Genomic DNA, 17,163 nt, shown 5'->3' with positions numbered 1-17,163 from the left:
CGCCCTCCGCCCCTCCCCCCGGCCAGGCGCCACACCTGGTGCCGCCCGCGCTCCACGGCCCGGCGGCCGGCCCCGGGAGGCGGTCGGCGTGACCCGGGACGAGTACGGCGCACACGACGAGCAGGCGCACGGGCCGTCCGGTGCCGCCGACGGCGCCGAGCGCCTGGTGGGCGCCGCTGCGGACGCCGAGGACACCGCCGTCGAGGCGGCTCTGCGCCCCAAGGACCTGGCGGAGTTCATCGGCCAGCCCAAGGTGCGCGAGCAGCTGGACCTGGTGCTGCGCGCCGCCCGGGCCCGCGGCGGCACCGCCGACCACGTACTGCTCTCCGGCGCCCCCGGGCTCGGCAAGACCACCCTGTCCATGATCATCGCCGCGGAGATGGGCGCGCCCATCCGGATCACCTCCGGACCGGCCATCCAGCACGCCGGAGACCTGGCCGCGATCCTGTCCTCCCTCGCCGAGGGCGAGGTGCTCTTCCTCGACGAGATCCACCGGATGTCCCGGCCCGCCGAGGAGATGCTCTACATGGCGATGGAGGACTTCCGGGTCGACGTCATCGTCGGCAAGGGGCCCGGTGCCACCGCCATCCCCCTGGAGCTGCCGCCCTTCACCCTGGTCGGCGCCACCACCCGGGCCGGGCTGCTGCCGCCGCCGCTGCGCGACCGCTTCGGCTTCACCGCCCACATGGAGTTCTACGAGCCGGCCGAGCTGGAACGGGTGATCCACCGTTCCGCCCTGCTGCTGGACGTGGAGGTGGACGCCGAGGGCGCCGCCGAGATCGCCGGGCGTTCCCGCGGCACCCCCCGTATCGCCAACCGGCTGCTGCGCCGGGTGCGGGACTTCGCCCAGGTCAAGGCGGACGGTGTGATCACCAGGGAGATCGCCGCGCGGGCGCTGGCGGTCTACGAGGTGGACGGCAGAGGGCTGGACCGGCTGGACCGGGCGGTGCTCGACGCCCTGCTCAGGCTGTTCGGCGGCGGACCGGTGGGACTGTCCACCCTGGCCGTCGCGGTGGGGGAGGAGCGCGAGACCGTCGAGGAGGTCGCCGAGCCGTTCCTCGTCCGCGAAGGACTGCTGGCCCGCACCCCCCGCGGCCGGGTCGCCACCCCCGCCGCCTGGGCCCACATGGGTCTCACCCCGCCCCAGCAGTCACCGCCGCCGGCACCGGGCGGACCGGGGCAGCGGGGGCTGTTCGGGGGGTGAGGGCACAGCGGGTCGCCCGCACCGGAACCCCGGTGCCATGCTTGACGTTGTTCCCCAGGTGCGGGCTCGCTTAGACTCCGCCGATGCCTTCCGTCCCGGACGGCACGACCACCCCCGAAGACCAGGCCGCCGAGCAGGCGGTCGTGTGAAGGAAACCTTCCGCCGTGGATATTGGACTTCTCTTCCCCTTCATCATCCTCATCGGGGCCATGTTCCTGATGACGCGCTCGGCCAAGAAGAAGCAGCAGCAGGCCGCGCAGATGCGAGACCAGGTGCAGCCGGGCACCGGTGTACGGACCATCGGCGGCATGTACGCGTTGGTGAAGGAGGTCCACGCCGACACGGTTCTCCTGGAGGTCGCGCCGGGCGTGCACGCCGTCTACGCCAAGAACGCCGTCGGCGCCGTGCTGGAGGCCGACGAGTACGACCGCATCGTCAACGGCGACCCGGAGCCGGAGGACGACGCTCCGGCGGTCCCGGACGACGCCTCGTCGCTGACCGCCGACGGTGCGGACGGGCCGAACCTGAGCAAGACGGGCGGCACCCCCGCCGGTGACCCCGTCGTCGCCCCCGTCGACGACGCGGAGCCCGAGGACGCACAGGCCAAGGACGCCAGGCGGGACGGAGACGCCGACTCCAGGTAGCCGCTCCGCCGCCGGTGCCCACCGGGTCCGGCGGTGCCGCATGTCCTCACGACCACTTCGCACGCCGCGCGGCGACCAGCGAGCGCGGGCGGCTGGACAGGGAGATTAGAGAAGGTGGCAGCACCGAAGAAAGGCCGCAGAGCCCCGAGCTCCCAGGGGCGGCCGTGGCGCGCCCTGACGGTCCTTCTGGTGGGCGTGGTGGCGCTCACCGGAGGGATGTTCCTCTCCGGGCACACCACGCCCCGCCTGGGCATCGACCTCGCCGGCGGCACCAGCATCACGCTCACCGCCAGGAGCGAGCCCGGCAAGGAAAACGCGATCAACGAGACCAACATGAACACCGCCGTCTCCATCATGGAGCGGCGGGTCAACGGTCTGGGCGTCGCCGAGGCCGAGGTACGGACCCAGGGTGACGAGAACATCGTCATCAACATCCCGCGGGGCACCGACGAGAAGCAGGCCCGTGAGCAGGTCGGCACCACGGCCCAGCTCGCGTTCCGCCCGGTGCTCTCCCTCGCCCCCGCGGCCCCGCCCCAGGCCGAGCCCACGGCGAGCCCGTCGGGCAGCCCGACGGGCAGCGCGGAGGCGGACGAGGAGGCGCGGGACGGCGAGCAGGACGAGAAGGCCGGCGAACCCTCCGCCACCTCCTCGTCCGGCGCCCCCGACCAGGGTCGCGCCGTCACCGACGACCTGAAGGCCGACGCCTCCGAGACCCCCGAGGCGTCCGCCCCCGCGGACGACCCCTCGGCCTCCCCCGGGGCCACCGGGCCGGCCGAGGGCGCCGAGGACCCGGCGGCGCCGGACGCCGGCATCCCCGCCGACCTGCAGAAGAAGCTCGACGCGCTGGACTGCTCCACGCAGGAGAAGCAGATCGAGGCCAGCCGGGAGGCCGCCCTGGCGAAGGACTCCGAGTCGGTCGTGACCTGTGACGAGAGCGGCCAGTTCAAGTACGCGCTCGGCCCGGTGGCCGTCCCCGGCACCGATGTCACGGACGCCGCGTCCGTCTTCGACGACCAGCGGGGCCAGGGCTGGATCGTCACCATGGAGTTCGACAAGGACGGCGCCAAGAAGTTCGCCGACATCACCGAGCAGCTCTCCACCCAGACCGAGCCGCGCAACCAGTTCGCGATCGTGCTCGACGGCGAGGTCGTCTCCGCGCCCCGGGTCTCCGAGCGCCTCGGCGGCGGCAGCGCCGAGATCTCCGGCAGCTTCACCCAGCAGTCCTCCGAGGAACTGGCCAACATCCTCTCCTACGGCGCCCTGCCGCTGAGCTTCGAGGAGAGCAACGTCACCACGATCTCGCCCACGCTCGGCTCCGAGCAGCTCAAGGCGGGCCTGATCGCCGGTGCCATCGGGCTGGCGCTGGTCATCGCCTACCTGATCTTCTACTACCGGGTGCTGGGGCTGGTGGCGATCGCCAGCCTGGTGGCCGCGGCCATCCTCACCTACGCGGTCATGACCCTGCTGGGGCCGGCCATCGGCTTCGCACTGAGCCTGCCGGCGGTCTGCGGTGCCATCGTGGCCATCGGGATCACCGCGGACTCCTTCATCGTCTACTTCGAGAGGATCCGGGACGAGATCCGCGAGGGGCGCAGCATCCGGGCCGCCTTCCAGCGGGCCTGGCCGAGCGCCCGCCGGACCATCCTGGTCTCCGACCTGGTCTCGATCATCGCCGCGACCGTGCTGTTCATCGTCTCGGTCGGCTCGGTGCAGGGCTTCGCCTTCGTCCTCGGTCTGACCACCGCCCTGGACCTGGCCATCGTCTTCCTGCTGACCAAGCCGCTGATGACGATCCTGGCCGGCCGGAAGTTCTTCGTCAGCGGTCACCCGTGGTCCGGGCTCGACCCGAAACGGCTCGGCGTCACACCGCCGCTGCGCCGGGGCCGCCGTACGGCCGCCGTCCCCGCCGAACCGAAGGAGGCCTGAGATGTCGCGATTCGGCGATCTCGGTGGCAAGCTGTACCGCGGAGAGGCCAGCTACGACTTCGTCGGCAGGCGCAGGCTCTGGTACGGCGTCACCCTTCTCCTGGTGGTGGTCTCGCTGGCCGGCCTCGGAATCCGCGGCCTCTTCATGGGCATCGAGTTCCAGGGCGGCGCCGTCTTCACCACCCCGCCCGCCGTCGAGATGTCCGCGGAGGAGGCGCGGGAGACGGCCCTGGAGACCTCCGGGAACGAGGCCCGTGTCCAGGAACTGGGCAACGGGGCGCTGCGTATCCAGGTGACGGGGCTGGACACCGAGCAGTCCGAGCGGACGCGGACGGCCCTGGCCGACGAGCTCGGCCTGGAGACCCAGAAACTGGACACCGAGCTGGTCGGGCCGAGCTGGGGCGACCAGATGAGCAGCAAGGCCATCCAGGGCCTGGCCGTCTTCATCGTGCTGGTGAGCATCTATCTGGCCGTCGCCTTCGAGTGGCGGATGGCGGTGGGCGCCATGGTCGCCCTGATGCACGACCTGATCGTCACCATCGGCGTCTACGCCATCGTCGGCTTCGAGGTGACCCCGGGCACGGTGGTCGGCATCCTGACCATCCTCAGTTACTCGCTGTACGACACGGTGGTGGTTTTCGACAAGGTCAAGGAGAAGACCCAGGGCGTGCTCAAGCAGAACCGCCACACCTACGGCGAGCTGGCCAACCTCGGCATCAACGCCACGGTGGTCCGCTCCGTCAACACCTCGGTGGTGGCACTGCTCCCGGTGGCCGCCCTGCTGTTCATCGGCACCGGCCTGCTCGGCGGCGGCATGCTCAAGGACATCTCGCTGTCGCTGTTCATCGGTCTGACCGCCGGTACGTTCTCCTCGATCTTCATCGCGACCCCGGTCTTGGTGGACCTCAGGCTCCGGGAACCGGAGATCAAGGCGCACGACCGGCGGGTGCTGGCCAAGCGGGCCAAGGGCGGCACGGACGGGACGGACGGCGAGAGCGCCGAGGAGACCGACGACACGCGGGAGACCGTGCCGGACGCCCGCTCCGGCGGGGACGGTGCCGGCGGTGTCCCGGCTCCCGCGGCCTCGGCGGCGGGTGCCCCGGCCTCGGGCGGTCCCGCCCCCCAGCGTCCCCGTCCGCCGGCCTCCCGCGGCGGCCGCGGCCGGGGCCGTCCCTCCGGACGGCGGCGGTGAGGCCGGTGGCCACCACCGCCCCCGGAGCCGGGGAACTGCGCGAGCTGCTGGCCGGCCGGATCCGTGACGTGCCCGACTACCCCGAGCCGGGGATCCTTTTCAAGGACATCACCCCGCTGCTGGCGGACCCGGAGGCGTTCGGCGCCCTCACCGCGGCCCTGGCCGGTCTGTGCCGGGAGCGCGGGGCCACCAAGGTGGTGGGGCTGGAAGCACGCGGCTTCATCCTGGCCGCCCCGGCGGCGGTACGGGCCGGCCTCGGTTTCGTCCCCGTCCGCAAGGCGGGCAAGCTGCCCGGCGCCACCCTGTCGCAGGCGTACGAGCTGGAGTACGGGAGCGCGGAGATCGAGATCCACGCCGAGGACCTCGTGCCCGACGACCGGGTGCTGGTGATCGACGACGTGCTGGCCACCGGCGGCACCGCCGAGGCCTCGCTGCGTCTCATCCGCCGGACGGGAGCGCGGGTCGCCGGGGTGGCCGTGCTGATGGAGCTGGGCTTCCTGCCCGGCCGGGCCCGGCTGGAGGCCGCGCTGGAGGGCGCCCCGCTGGACGTGGTGCTCACCGTCTGAGTCACCGTCCGAGGCCGAGGGCCGTACGGCGCACACCGGTGCGCCCGGCTCCGGGAGGGGGCCGTCCGGGGAACACCCGGACGGCCCCCTCCCTGTTTCCCCGGTGTGTCCGGTTCCCGCCCCCGGCGGGCGTCCGGTCCGCCCGCGGACCGGGGTCGATACCATGGCAGTCCGGCCACCCGTTCCCGGCCGGAACCTCCCCCCTCGTCCCGTCACCCTGTCACCGGACGAAGGAGGGCCCACCGAGGAGTTGCCCCTTGCCAGACGAGGCCCAGCCGCTCACCGCAGCGCAGCAGCAGGACGCCAGGCCGGCGAAGCCCTCCGGGGCGAACGGCGCGGCCGCCGGGCCGGGCGGTGCCGCCTCCCGCCCGCAGGCCCCCGCCGCGGCACCGGGCCGCGCGGGCGCGTCCGCACAGCCGGGCGGGAAGCGCGGGAGCCGTGGCGACCGCGACGACCGCGGGGAGCGCAGGGACAGCGGGGACCGCGGGAGCACCCCCCCGAAGGATGCCGGGCGGGAGAAGAATCCGGCCACCCGCGCCGTCTCCGGCGTCTCCGGCCGCTCAGGTTCCTCCAACCGGGTCCGTGCCCGGCTGGCCCGGCTCGGCGTCCAGCGCTCCAGCCCCTACAACCCGGTCCTGGAGCCGCTGCTGCGGATCGTCCGGGGCAACGATCCCAAGGCCGACACCGCCACCCTGCGCCGGATCGAGCACGCCTACCAGGTCGCCGAGCGCTGGCACCGCGGGCAGAAGCGCAAGAGCGGCGACCCGTACATCACCCATCCGCTGGCCGTCACCACCATCCTCGCCGAGCTGGGCATGGACCCGGCCACCCTGATGGCGGGACTGCTGCACGACACGGTCGAGGACACCGAGTACGGCCTGGAGTCGCTGCGCGCCGACTTCGGCGACCAGGTGGCCCTGCTCGTGGACGGCGTCACCAAGCTCGACAAGGTCAGGTTCGGCGAGGCGGCCCAGGCGGAGACGGTCCGCAAGATGGTCGTCGCGATGGCCAGGGACCCGCGGGTGCTGGTCATCAAGCTCGCGGACCGCCTGCACAACATGCGCACCATGCGCTACCTCAAGCGGGAGAAGCAGGAGCAGAAGGCCCGCGAGACCCTGGAGATCTACGCGCCGCTCGCCCATCGCCTGGGCATGAACACCATCAAGTGGGAACTGGAGGACCTCGCCTTCGCGATCCTCTACCCCAAGATGTACGACGAGATCGTCCGGCTGGTGGCCGAGCGCGCGCCCAAGCGCGACGAGTACCTGGCGACCGTCATCGACGAGGTGCAGGCCGATCTGCGCGGCGCCCGCATCAAGGCGACCGTCACCGGCCGCCCCAAGCACTACTACAGCGTCTACCAGAAGATGATCGTGCGGGGCCGCGACTTCGCCGAGATCTACGACCTGGTGGGCATCCGCGTCCTGGTCGACACCGTCCGCGACTGCTACGCGGCGCTGGGGACCGTCCACGCCCGGTGGAACCCGGTGCCGGGGCGGTTCAAGGACTACATCGCGATGCCCAAGTTCAACATGTACCAGTCGCTGCACACGACGGTCATCGGTCCGGGCGGCAAACCGGTCGAGCTGCAGATCCGCACCTACGACATGCACCGCCGCGCCGAGTACGGCATCGCCGCGCACTGGAAGTACAAGCAGGAGGCGGTGGCCGGGGCCTCCAAGGTCCGCACCGACGCGCCCGCGAAGAAGGGCGACGCCGTCAACGACATGGCGTGGCTGCGGCAGCTGCTGGACTGGCAGAAGGAGACCGAGGACCCGGGCGAGTTCCTGGAGTCGCTGCGCTTCGACCTCTCCCGCAACGAGGTCTTCGTCTTCACCCCCAAGGGCGATGTGATCGCCCTCCCGGCGGGCGCCACCCCGGTGGACTTCGCCTACGCCGTCCACACCGAGGTCGGCCACCGCACCATCGGCGCGCGGGTCAACGGACGGCTCGTCCCGCTGGAGTCCACGCTCGACAACGGCGACCTGGTGGAGGTATTCACCTCCAAGTCGCCCGGTGCCGGCCCGTCCCGCGACTGGCTGGGCTTCGTCAAGTCGCCCCGGGCCCGCAACAAGATCCGCGCCTGGTTCTCCAAGGAGCGCCGCGAGGAGGCCATCGAGCAGGGCAAGGAAGCCATCGTGCGGGCCATGCGCAAGCAGAACCTGCCGATCCAGCGCATCCTCACCGGCGACTCCCTGGTGACCCTGGCGCACGAGATGCGCTACCCCGACATCTCGGCGCTGTACGCCGCGATCGGCGAGAACCACGTCTCCGCGCAGAGCGTCGTCCAGAAGCTCATCCAGGCCATCGGCGGGGAGGAGGCGGCCAACGAGGACATCGCCGAGACCGCGCCGCCGCTGCGCAGGCGCGCCAAGCGCCGCTCCAGCGCCGACCCGGGCGTGGTCGTCAAGGGCGTGGACGACGTGTGGGTCAAGCTGGCCCGGTGCTGCACGCCCGTGCCCGGCGACCCGATCATCGGCTTCGTCACCCGCGGCAACGGGGTGTCCGTCCACCGCGCCGACTGCGTCAACGTCGACTCGCTCTCCCGCGAGCCGGAGCGCATCCTGGACGTGGAGTGGGCGCCCACCCAGTCCTCGGTCTTCCTGGTCGCCATCCAGGTCGAGGCCCTGGACCGCTCCCGGCTGCTGTCGGACGTCACCCGGGTGCTGTCCGACCAGCACGTCAACATCCTCTCGGCGGCCGTCCAGACCTCCCGGGACCGGGTGGCGACCTCCCGCTTCACCTTCGAGATGGGCGATCCCAAGCACCTGGGCCACGTACTGAAGGCGGTACGCGGGGTGGAGGGCGTCTACGACGTGTACCGCGTCACCTCGGCCCGCAGGTCCTAGTCCTGCCGCCCCGAGAGGCCGGGGGCGGGGCACCGTCGTGAACCGGCCCGTGCGGTACGCGCCGGTGACGGCCGGCGCCGCCGCGTGGTCGGCGGGCGGTCCGGGCCGGACGCCGCGGCGCGGTCGCCCGCGAGGCCGGACGCCGGGCGGTTCTCAGGGTTCCCGGGGGACCGGCCAGTTGCGCAGGGCGGCGTCGGCCATCTCCTGGAGTTCGTCGCGGCCGACACCGCTCGCGGCCTGCACGGCGATGCCGAACGCCAGGGTGGTGACGTAGCGGGCCAGCAGTCCCGGATCGGTCCCGGGAGGCAGGTCGCCCTCGTCGACGGCTCGCCGGAACCGCTCCCGGACGCGGGAGCAGCCGTTGTTGCGCCAGGCGGCGAGAAGGTCACGGACGCCGCGCCCGGAGTCGCCGGTGGCCAGGGCGCCCTGGACGCCCAGGCACCCGTGGGGACAGGCCGGGCGGGTGGTGGTGCGGACGGTGCCGGCCAGGATCGCGCCGGCGACACCGAGGGCGGTCGGCTCCTCCAGAGCCCGGGCCAGGTAGGCGCTCGGGCCCTCGGTGTAGCGCTCCAGGGCCTTGCGGAACAGCTCCTCCTTGTTGCCGAAGGCCGCGTACATGCTGGTGGTGGAGATGCCCATCGCGTCGGTCAGGGCGGCCAGGCTGGCCCCCTCGTAGCCGTGCTCCCAGAAGACCAGCATGGCGCGCTCGAGAGCTTCGTCGGTGTCGAATCCCCGCGGTCGGCCGATGGGGCCGCTCTGTCCGGTCTTCACCCCCGCAGTCTACCACTTCTGCATCGATCGCTGCGGAAGTGCTAACGTCGACTTCTGCAGCGATCGATGCAGAAATCGGAGGAGGGTTCTCACATGGGACTGCTCGAAGGCAAGACCGCACTGGTCACCGGCGGCGGCAGCGGAATCGGCCTGGCCAGTGCCGTACGGCTGGCGGCCGAGGGCGCACACGTGTTCATCACCGGCCGGCGCAAGACCGAACTCGACGCGGCCGTCGAAGTGATCGGCACGGCGGCCACCGCGGTGACCGGCGACATCTCGGACCCGGCCGACCTGGACCGGCTCTACGGGACGATCCGCAGCCGGGGGCGGGGCCTGGACGTCCTGTTCGCGAACGCCTCGGTCGCCGAGTTCGCGACACTTGAGCAGATCACCGAGGAGCACTTCGACACCCTCTTCGGCATCAACGTCCGGGGCACGCTGCTCACCGTCCAGAAGGCGCTGCCCCTGCTCAACGACGGCGCCTCGGTGATCCTGAACGGCTCCACCAACGTGGACGCCGGAGCGGAGGCGTTCGGCGTGTACGCGGCGACCAAGGCCGCCACCCGGTCGTTCGCCCGGACCTGGGCAAACGAGCTCAGGGGACGCGGCATCCGGGTCAACACCATCACGCCCGGTCCGACCGACACCCCCGGCCTGTCGGGGCTCGCCCCCGGCCCGGAGCGGGCCGCCGGCCTCAGACGGGATCTGGCCGCGCAGGTGCCGCTGGGCCGGCTCGGGCGCCCGGAGGAGATCGCCGCCGCCGTGGCCTTCCTCGCCTCCGGGGAGAGCAGCTTCATCACCGGTTCGAGCCTGTACGCCGACGGCGGCCTGAACCAGATCTGAGTTCCACGGCCGCGCGTCCGGCGAGGACGGCGGCCGGAGAGGGCTGAGGGCCCCGGCACCCCACGGGGTGCCGGGGCCCTCAGCCCTCTCCGGCCGGAACGGCCGGCGGGGCGCTCAGCCGTCGAGCTCCCGCAGGCCCTTGAGCGCCTGGTCCAGCAGCGCCTGGCGGCCCTGGAGCTCCTTCTCCAGCTTCTCCGCCTTGGCGGTGTTGCCCGCCTCGCGCGCCTTCTCGATCTGCGCGCGGAGCTTGTCCACCGCGTCCTGCAGCTGGCCGGTCAGCCCCTCGGCCCGCGCCCGGACCTCGGGGTTGCTGCGGCGCCACTCGGCCTCCTCGGCCTCCTGGATCGCCCGCTCCACCGCGTGCATCCGGCCCTCGATCCGCGCCCGGGCGTCCCGCGGCACATGGCCGACGGAGTCCCAGCGCTCGTTGATCGCGCGGAAGGCCGCCCGGGCCGCCTTCAGATCGGTGACCGGAAGCAGCTTCTCCGCCTCGGCGGCCAGCTCCTCCTTGCGGGTCAGGTTCTCCCGCTGCTCGGCGTCCCGCTCGGCGAAGACCTCACTGCGGGCGGCGAAGAACACGTCCTGGGCGGCGCGGAAGCGCTGCCACAGGTCCTCCTCGTGCTCGCGCTGGGCGCGTCCCGCGGCCTTCCACTCCTGCATCAGATCGCGGTACCGCGCGGCGGTCGGCCCCCAGTCGGTGGAGCCCGACAGCTCCTGGGCCTCGGTGACCAGCTTCTCCTTGCGCCGCCGGGCCTCCTCGCGCTGCGCGTCCAGCGCCGCGAAGTGCGCCTTGCGCCGCTTGGAGAAGGCCGACCGGGCGTGCGAGAAGCGGTGCCACAGCTCGTCGTCGGACTTGCGGTCGAGCCTGGGCAGGCCCTTCCAGGTGTCCACCAGGGCGCGCAGCCGCTCCCCGGCCGCCCGCCACTGGTCGCTGGCGGCCAGTTCCTCGGCCTCGGCCACCAGGGCCTCCTTGGCCTTCCGGGCCTCCTCGGACTGCCTGGCCCGGGCGTTCCGGCGCTCCTCCCGGCGGGTCTCGATCAGCTCGGTGAGCTGGTCCAGCCGCCTGCTCAGGGCGGCCAGGTCGCCCACCGCGTGCGCCTCGTCGACCTGCTGCCGCAGATGCTCGACGGCCGCCGTCGCGTCCTTGGCCGACAGGTCGGTGGTCCTCACCCGGCGCTCCAGGAGGTCGATCTCCACGACGAGGCCCTCGTACTTGCGCTCGAAGTAGGCGAGGGCCTCCTCGGGGGAGCCCGCCTGCCACGATCCGACGACCCTCTCACCGTCGGCGGTGCGCACGTACACGGTCCCCGTCTCGTCGACGCGGCCCCACGGGTCGCTGCTCACAGCGCCTCCTCCACATGATGCCGGCGGAAGGCGCATGCCTCCGGGCATCGTCCACAGTTGTCATCCGGCCGACAGTCGGGTTTGACCGGCCGGACCGGGTTTGACCGGTCGGACCAGGGGTTTCGCCGGGCCGTCGGCGCAGGAACCCTATCCAACGCCCAACATAGGCGACCGGTGCCCGCCCTGTCCGCATTCCGCGCGGCCCGAATCGCGGTTCGGGAGCGGGGCCCGCGGGGCCTCCGCACCGGTCGCCTCGGGCGTCACTGCTTCCGCACCTCCGCCTTGTCGATCACCACGGTGGCGTTCGGCGGGGTGTTCCCGGTCTGCGGGTCGGGGGTCGAGCCCGCCTTCGCGATCTTCTGCAGGACGTCCATGCCCTCGGTGATCTTTCCGAAGGGCGTGTAGTCCGGGGGCAGCTTGCTGTCCTTGTAGACCAGGAAGAACTGGCTGCCGCCGCTGTCGCGGTTCTCGCCGGTCTGTGCGTTGTACCGGTTGGCCATGGCGACCGTGCCGGCCGGGTAGACGTCGCCCTTGAGCTCGGGGGCCTTGAGGTTCTCGTCCGGGATCGTGTACCCGGGGCCGCCCTGGCCGGTGCCGGTCGGGTCGCCGCACTGCAGGACGTGGATGCCCTCGGTCACCAGGCGGTGGCAGGGGGAGTGGTCGAGGAAGCCCTGGTCGGCCAGGAACTTGAACGAGTTCACCGTGTGCGGGGCCTTGGCGGCGTTCAGCTCGATGCCGATGTCGCCGCAGGTCGTCTCCAGCGTCATCGTGTAGTCCGCCGAGGTGTCGATCGACATCTTCGGCTCCTTGTCCCACTGCTTCTTGCTCGGCTCGCCCTTCTGGGGCTTCTCGCAGGGGTCCGGCGCCTTGCTGGGGGTGGCGGAGGGCTCCGAGGCGGCGTCGTCCTTCTTCTTGTCGTCCGCCGCCAGTCCGCCGGCGGCCGCGTAGGCGCCCCCGGCCGCCAGCACCAGTACCAGGCCGCCCGCGACGGCCGCGGTGCGGATGCGCGCCTTGCGCCGTGCCTCGGCCCGCCGCTTCTGCTGCCGCAGGTACTTCTCGCGGGCGAGCTGCTTGCGCCGCTGCTCACTGCTGACCACGGGTCGTCTCCTTCGAGTGCATCGGGGGGCGTGCGTACGCACATGTGTGCCACAGCTTGTGGCCGTACGGTATACGGGATACGGGTTCGCGGGCCCGGCCCCGGCGCCGGTAGGCTCTGAGCCGCCGTTGCCACCAGCGACAACGGCCGCCGTTCCCGTAGTTCCCCTGACGGACGACTGAAGGACGATCGTGCTCATTGCCGGGTTCCCCGCCGGGGCCTGGGGGACCAACTGCTATCTGGTCGCCCCCGCCGCCGGTGAGGAGTGCGTGATCATCGACCCCGGCCACCAGGCCGCCGAGGGCGTCGCCGAGACCGTGGCCAGGCACCGGCTCAAGCCGGTCGCCGTCGTCCTCACCCACGGCCACCTCGACCATGTGGCCTCCGTGGTCCCGGTGTGCGGCGCGCACGAGGTGCCCGCCTGGATCCATCCCGAGGACCGGGAGATGATGAGCGAGCCCGAGAAGTGGCTGGGCCGCGCCATCGGGCAGCCGCTGCTGGGCGGGCCCGGCGGGATCACCGTGGGGGAGCCCGACGACGTACGGGAGCTGGCCGACGGCGCCGTGCTGTCCCTGGCCGGGCTGGAGCTGACCGTCGCGCACGCGCCGGGCCATACCAGGGGGTCGGTGACCTTCCGGCTGCCCGAGCGGACCGACGTACCGCCGGTGCTGTTCTCGGGCGACCTGCTGTTCGCCGGCTCCGTGGGACGCACCGACCTGCCCGGCGGCGACCACGCCGAGCTGCTGAGGTCGCTGGCACGGGTGTGCCTGCCCCTGGACGACTCGACCGTGGTCCTGTCCGGCCACGGTCCCCAGACCACCATCGGACGCGAGCGCGCCGCCAACCCCTTCCTCCGGGAGGTGGCCTCCGGCGCCCCGTCCCGGACGGGCGGCGGCACCGCCGCCCCGCGACGAGGAATGTGACGACACGGACGTGAGCACCTTCTCCGCCCCGAAGGGCACCTACGACCTGCTCCCCCCGCGGTCCGCCGACTACCTGGCGGTGCGGGAGGCGATCGCCGCGCCGCTGCGGCGGGCCGGCTACGGCTACATCGAGACCCCCGGCTTCGAGCACGTCGAGCTGTTCGCCCGCGGTGTCGGCGAGTCCACCGACATCGTGACCAAGGAGATGTACACCCTCACCACCCGGGGCGGCAGCCGGCTGGCGCTGCGCCCGGAGGGCACCGCGCCGGTCGTCCGCGCGGTCCTGGAGCACAACCTGCACCGCGGCGCCCTGCCGGTCAAGGTCTGGTACTCCGGTTCGCAGTACCGCTACGAGCGTCCCCAGGCGGGCCGCTTCCGGCACTTCTCGCAGGTCGGCGCCGAGGCGCTGGGCACCGAGGACCCGGCCCTGGACGCCGAGCTGATCATCCTGGCCGTGGACGCGTACCGCTCACTGGGCCTGCGGGACTTCCGGCTGCTGCTGAACTCCCTGGGCGACCGCGAGTGCCGCCCGGCCTACCGCGAGCGGCTCCAGGAGTTCCTGCGCGGTCTCGACCTGGACGAGGACACCCGGGCCCGCGTCGAGATCAACCCGCTGCGGGTGCTGGACGACAAGCGCGAGGACGTGCGCAAGCAGCTCACCGGCGCCCCGATGATGCGCGACCACCTGTGCGAGGCGTGCCGCGAGTACCACGGGCGGGTGCGCGAGCTGCTGACGGCGGCCGGCGTCGCCTTCGAGGACGACGAGAAGCTGGTGCGCGGCCTGGACTACTACACCCGCACCACCTTCGAGTTCGTCCACGACGGGCTGGGCGCGCAGTCCGCCGTCGGCGGCGGCGGCCGGTACGACGGCCTGTCGGAGATGCTCGGCGGGCCGCCGCTGCCCTCGGTGGGCTGGGCGCTGGGCGTGGACCGCACGGTGCTGGCCCTGCGGGCCGAGGGCGTGGAGCTGCCCGGGCCCCCGGCCGCGGAGGTGTTCGCCGTGCCGCTGGGCGAACAGGCGCGGAACGTGCTGTTCGGCGTCGTCACCGAGCTGCGCCGGCAGGGTGTCGCGGCGGACTTCGCCTACGGCGGCCGGGGCCTGAAGAACGCCATGAAGTCGGCCAACCGCTCCGGTGCCGCCTACGCCCTGGTGGCCGGGGAGCGCGATCTCGCCGAGGGCGCCGTCCAGCTCAAGGACCTCGGCAGCGGGGAGCAGGTCCCGGTGCCGCTGGAGAGTGTGGTGGAAGAGGTGCGACGGAAGCTCGCCTGACTCGTTGTGCGTTGTGCAGAATGAAGGTCCCCCACCTCACACGACAGGATGACTCCGCCATGACGACGACCGCGGCACCACGAGCACAGGATCCGGCCCGCGACGACGGGGACGGACCCGCCAGGAGCGCCGTCGTGGGCGCGGGCCGGGTCTACGCGTGGCTGCTGGTGATCACCGGCGCGGCGGGGCTGCTGGCCTCGTGGGTCATCACGCTCGACAAGTACCGGATGCTGGAGGCCGAGCTCGCCGGCGAGACGTTCGACACGGCCTGCAACCTGAACCCGGTCGTCTCCTGCGCCGACGTGATGGAGAGCGCGCAGGCCGAGGTGTTCGGTTTTCCCAACCCGATGCTCGGCATGGCCACCTACGCGATCGTCATCGGTGTCGGCATGAGCCTGCTGGCCGGGGCGCGCTTCCCCCGCTGGTACTGGCTGACCATGAACGCCGGCATGCTCTTCGGCGTCGGTTTCTGCACCTGGCTGATGTACCAGTCGCTGTACGAGATCGGCGCGCTGTGCCTGTGGTGCAACCTGGCCTGGGTCGCCACGCTGCTGATGTTCTGGTACACGACGTTCCACAACATCCGCCACGGCTTCCTGCCCGCCCCCGCCTGGCTGCGCAACGGGGTGGCGGAGTTCCACTGGGTGGTTCCGCTGGCCCACGTCGGGATCATCGGCATGCTGATCCTGACCCGCTGGTGGGACTTCTGGACCAGCTGACCGTACGGACCGCGCCGTGGGCCGTCCGCCTCCCCGGGACCTCCGGGGGAGGCGGGCGGCCCGTCGGCCGTTCCCGGCGCGCTGTCGGCGCGGTGGCCTAAGGTTGCGTGACGTGGAAGCCGATCTGTTCACCGCCGCCGCGGAGGAGCGCCAGGAGAAGGACCCGACCGCCGCGCCGCTGGCGGTCCGGATGCGCCCGCGCACCCTGGACGAGGTCGTCGGCCAGCGGCACCTGCTGCGTCCCGGCTCCCCGCTGCGCCGCCTGGTCGGCGAGGGCGGCAAGGGGCCGGCCGGGCCGTCCTCGGTGATCCTGTGGGGGCCGCCGGGCACCGGCAAGACGACTCTGGCGCATGTCGTCAGCCGGGCCGCCGAGAAGCGCTTCACGGAGCTGTCGGCGATCACCGCCGGGGTCAAGGAGGTCCGGGCCGTCATCGACGCCGCCCGCCGCGCCGCGGGCGGCTACGGCAGGGACACCGTGCTGTTCCTGGACGAGATCCACCGCTTCAGCAAGGCCCAGCAGGACTCCCTGCTGCCCGCCGTGGAGAACCGCTGGGTCACCCTCGTCGCGGCGACCACGGAGAATCCGTACTTCTCGGTGATCTCCCCGCTGCTGTCCCGCTCGCTGCTGCTGACCCTGGAGCCGCTGACCGAGGAGGACCTGCGCGGCCTGCTGCGCCGCGCGCTCGCCGACGAGCGCGGGCTGCGCGGCGCGGTGACCCTGCCCGAGGACGCCGAGGCGCATCTGCTGCGGATCGCCGGGGGCGACGCGCGCCGGGCGCTCACCGCGCTGGAGGCGGGCGCGGGGGCGGCGCTGGACAAGGGCGAGCGGGAGATCACCCTGACGACGCTGGAGGAGACCGTCGACCGGGCCGCGGTGAAGTACGACCGCGACGGCGACCAGCACTACGACGTGGCCAGTGCGCTCATCAAGTCGATCCGCGGCTCGGACGTGGACGCGGCGCTGCACTACCTGGCCCGGATGATCGAGGCGGGGGAGGACCCGAGGTTCATCGCCCGGCGGCTGATGATCTCCGCCAGCGAGGACATCGGCCTGGCCGATCCCACCGCCCTGCAGACTGCCGTGGCCGCCGCGCAGGCGGTGGCGATGATCGGCTTCCCGGAGGCGCGGATCACCCTCTCCCAGGCGACCATAGCCCTCGCCCTCGCGCCGAAGTCCAACGCCGCCTACCTGGCGGTCGACGCGGCGCTGGCCGACGTACGGGCGGGGCTGGCCGGGCCGGTGCCCCCGCATCTGCGCGACACCCACTACGGGGGCGCGAAGAAGATGGGCCACGGCGAGGGCTACCGGTACCCGCACGACATGCCGGGCGGCATCGCCGCGCAGCAGTACGCCCCGGACGCCGTCCACGGCAGGCGCTACTACGAGCCCACGCGGTACGGCGCGGAGGCCCGGTACGCCGAGGTGGCGGAGCGGGTGCGGGCCAGGCTGCACGGGAATCCGCGCGGGGAGCCACGCGGGGAGGGGACACCGCCGCAGGAGCGGCAGGGGGGCTGAGCGGCGGGCCCGCCGCTCAGCCCCCCTGCCGCCCCGCCGCCCGGCGGGAGCCGGCCCGTCCCGGGGTGCGCGGGAGCCACCGCGAGCCGGGGAAGTGACGTCCCCCGGCTCACCACCGGCCGCCACGGCGGTGCCCTGCCGGAGGGGGGACGGCCTCGCTCCCGTCCGGGCAGCTGTCCGTGCAGGGGTCCCCGTCCCCCGCCGCAGGCCGGTACGGCGGTCGACCCGGCGAGGGCGGGCGGACCGGTGGCGCCCCGGGCCGTGGCACGCCGTCCGCCGGAAGCCGCCGCGGCCGGTCAG

General features: G+C 72.8%; 14 protein-coding genes. 11 read left to right on the top strand and 3 right to left on the bottom strand.

Annotation, left to right across the window (positions count from 1 at the left end; all coding sequences use genetic code 11):
* Positions 1–88: 88 nt before the first annotated feature.
* The 6 genes from ruvB to V1L54_RS06430 all read left to right on the top strand — a co-directional run bounded on the left by ruvB (position 89) and on the right by V1L54_RS06430 (position 8,381).
* Positions 89–1,204, top strand: a complete 1,116-nt coding sequence (ruvB, locus tag V1L54_RS06455; RefSeq protein WP_443076510.1) for a Holliday junction branch migration DNA helicase RuvB — start codon at positions 89–91, stop codon at positions 1,202–1,204.
* Positions 1,205–1,368: 164 nt separating this feature from the next.
* Positions 1,369–1,848: a preprotein translocase subunit YajC gene (gene yajC / locus V1L54_RS06450; RefSeq protein WP_330116902.1), complete on the top strand. Its 480-nt coding sequence runs from the start codon at positions 1,369–1,371 to the stop codon at positions 1,846–1,848.
* Positions 1,849–1,962: 114 nt separating this feature from the next.
* Positions 1,963–3,774: a protein translocase subunit SecD gene (gene secD, locus V1L54_RS06445; protein ID WP_330116901.1), complete on the top strand. Its 1,812-nt coding sequence runs from the start codon at positions 1,963–1,965 to the stop codon at positions 3,772–3,774.
* Between the two features lies 1 nt (position 3,775).
* Positions 3,776–4,966 (top strand): protein translocase subunit SecF, encoded by a 1,191-nt coding sequence (gene secF, locus V1L54_RS06440; protein ID WP_330116900.1) that lies wholly within the window; start codon positions 3,776–3,778, stop codon positions 4,964–4,966.
* A gap of 5 nt (positions 4,967–4,971) precedes the next feature.
* Positions 4,972–5,532 (top strand): adenine phosphoribosyltransferase, encoded by a 561-nt coding sequence (locus V1L54_RS06435; protein WP_330116899.1) that lies wholly within the window; start codon positions 4,972–4,974, stop codon positions 5,530–5,532.
* A gap of 257 nt (positions 5,533–5,789) precedes the next feature.
* Positions 5,790–8,381 (top strand): RelA/SpoT family protein, encoded by a 2,592-nt coding sequence (locus tag V1L54_RS06430; RefSeq protein WP_330116898.1) that lies wholly within the window; start codon positions 5,790–5,792, stop codon positions 8,379–8,381.
* A gap of 153 nt (positions 8,382–8,534) precedes the next feature.
* Here V1L54_RS06430 and V1L54_RS06425 read toward each other — a convergent pair whose 3' ends face one another.
* Entirely contained in the window at positions 8,535–9,152 is a 618-nt protein-coding gene (locus tag V1L54_RS06425; RefSeq protein ID WP_330116897.1) for a TetR/AcrR family transcriptional regulator, read from the bottom strand.
* A 93-nt stretch (positions 9,153–9,245) separates the two neighbouring features.
* Between V1L54_RS06425 and V1L54_RS06420 the strand changes: the two genes are divergently transcribed.
* Complete coding sequence (locus V1L54_RS06420; protein ID WP_330116896.1) at positions 9,246–9,995, top strand: SDR family oxidoreductase; 750 nt, start codon at positions 9,246–9,248, stop codon at positions 9,993–9,995.
* Positions 9,996–10,109: 114 nt separating this feature from the next.
* Here the strand turns inward: V1L54_RS06420 and V1L54_RS06415 are convergent, their stop codons facing one another.
* Positions 10,110–11,339: a DUF349 domain-containing protein gene (locus V1L54_RS06415; protein WP_330116895.1), complete on the bottom strand. Its 1,230-nt coding sequence runs from the start codon at positions 11,337–11,339 to the stop codon at positions 10,110–10,112.
* Positions 11,340–11,599: 260 nt separating this feature from the next.
* Positions 11,600–12,436 (bottom strand): peptidylprolyl isomerase, encoded by an 837-nt coding sequence (locus V1L54_RS06410; RefSeq protein ID WP_330116894.1) that lies wholly within the window; start codon positions 12,434–12,436, stop codon positions 11,600–11,602.
* 190 nt (positions 12,437–12,626) lie between these two features.
* Here V1L54_RS06410 and V1L54_RS06405 point away from each other — a divergent pair, with 190 nt between their 5' ends.
* From V1L54_RS06405 to V1L54_RS06390, 4 genes are all read left to right on the top strand, one after another.
* Positions 12,627–13,358, top strand: a complete 732-nt coding sequence (locus tag V1L54_RS06405) for an MBL fold metallo-hydrolase (RefSeq protein ID WP_330116893.1) — start codon at positions 12,627–12,629, stop codon at positions 13,356–13,358.
* Between the two features lie 10 nt (positions 13,359–13,368).
* Positions 13,369–14,628 carry a histidine--tRNA ligase gene (gene hisS, locus V1L54_RS06400; protein WP_330116892.1) on the top strand — a complete coding sequence of 420 codons (1,260 nt, stop codon included), beginning with the start codon at positions 13,369–13,371 and terminating at the stop codon, positions 14,626–14,628.
* 59 nt (positions 14,629–14,687) lie between these two features.
* The gene (locus tag V1L54_RS06395; RefSeq protein ID WP_330116891.1) at positions 14,688–15,347 is read left to right on the top strand and encodes a vitamin K epoxide reductase family protein; all 660 of its coding nucleotides are present in this window, start codon (positions 14,688–14,690) and stop codon (positions 15,345–15,347) included.
* Positions 15,348–15,459: 112 nt separating this feature from the next.
* A complete protein-coding gene (locus V1L54_RS06390) occupies positions 15,460–16,863 on the top strand; it encodes a replication-associated recombination protein A (RefSeq protein WP_330116890.1) in 1,404 nt (467 codons plus the stop codon).
* Positions 16,864–17,163 lie beyond the last annotated feature (300 nt).

Origin of the sequence: Streptomyces rubellus (assembly GCF_036323805.1) — a bacterium.
In the GTDB taxonomy this organism is placed as follows: domain Bacteria; phylum Actinomycetota; class Actinomycetes; order Streptomycetales; family Streptomycetaceae; genus Streptomyces.
Note: the sequence above shows the minus strand (reverse complement) of the source record. Positions and strands in the feature narration are given on the sequence as shown.

What these genes read in the sequence shown, in the direction of transcription:
- secF (WP_330116900.1), top strand. Translation starts at nt 3,776, where the DNA reads ATGTCGCGATTCGGCGATCTCGGTGGCAAGCTGTACCGCGGAGAGGCC.
- V1L54_RS06420 (WP_330116896.1), top strand. Translation starts at nt 9,246, where the DNA reads ATGGGACTGCTCGAAGGCAAGACCGCACTGGTCACCGGCGGCGGCAGC.
- V1L54_RS06395 (WP_330116891.1), top strand. Translation starts at nt 14,688, where the DNA reads ATGACGACGACCGCGGCACCACGAGCACAGGATCCGGCCCGCGACGAC.